This is a genomic window from Methanophagales archaeon (genome assembly GCA_021159465.1).
Classification (GTDB): domain Archaea; phylum Halobacteriota; class Syntropharchaeia; order Alkanophagales; family Methanospirareceae; genus G60ANME1.
Genome location: JAGGRR010000250.1, coordinates 1 through 1,146, shown reverse-complemented (window position 1 = coordinate 1,146; position 1,146 = coordinate 1). Strand labels below are relative to the sequence as shown.

Sequence of the window (1,146 nt, the reverse complement as noted above, 5' to 3'; positions counted from 1 at the left end):
TGATATAATAAATGAAATTATTGAGCCTCTTAAAGCGGCATTTCCAGATGATTATCATGAGATTATGGCGATGGGCATTGTGAAAATTTTACAACCGACATGTTTAAAGTTGATAAAGAGCAGGTGGGAGAAGATTTATTTATCTAGAGAGATAGAAGTTTCACTTTCACCGAATATCATTTCAGAGAAGCTCAGATATATAGGTAGTGATTGGGGTGCTCAAAGAGAGTTTTTTGGCTATCTATTGAGGGAGAGCAAGTATTTGCTATTTGATTTAAGCTCCATAGTCTCTTACTCGGAGAATCTTAAGCTTGCAGAGAAAGGATATAATGCGGAGCATCTTTATCTGAGGCAGATAAACTTTGCCCTTATCTTTTCTTCTGAGCATAATGTGCCTGTTATGATTAAAGCGATACCTGGTTCAATAAGAGACATCAAATCTTTCAAGCATATAGTGAGGTCAATGGGTATAAAGTCCTGTGTGGTAGTATTAGACAGGGGCTTTGCTTCTTATAATTTGGCTGAGTTGATGAAAGAGAAGGAGATAAAGTTTATTCTTCCTTTAAGGAGGAATTTTAAGGCAATAGAGTATGAGCTTGAGATGGAGGGAAGTTTTATTTACAGAAAGAGGGGGATAAACTGGGTTAAAAAGGAGGTTGGTGAGAACTTTATATATCTTTATGAGGATGTTAAATTGAGGGCAGAGGAGGAGACCACATTCATAGAGATGATTGAAGATGGGAAAAGGACAAGGAGGGATATGATTAAAGAGAGGAAGAAATTTGGGAAGATCGCAATTCTTTCAAATATTAATGGTTCTGGGGAAGAAGTATATCTTTTATATAAGCAAAGGGAATCTGTAGAAGTGGCTTTTGACGCTATGAAGAACGAGTTGGAAAATGACAAGACCTATTTATCAAACGATGATGCAGTAAGGGGCTACTTTTTTATTTCCTTTATTTCACTTTATATCTACTTTCGGATTTTGGATATACTTAGACAGAAGAATCTCATTGGCAAGATGTCTCCAAATGAGGTGCTATTTGAGCTTTCAAAAGTATATCTTATATATTATAGTGATGGGGAGAAAATATTGAGCGAGATTCCTGCAAAAGCTGAGAAGATAGAAAGGATTTTGGGATTAAA

1 protein-coding gene is annotated in these 1,146 nt (G+C 36.0%); it reads left to right on the top strand.

The features are described 5' to 3' along the window. A partial coding sequence (locus tag J7J01_10280; GenBank protein ID MCD6211244.1) for a transposase occupies positions 1-1,146 on the top strand: 1,146 nt, incomplete at both ends.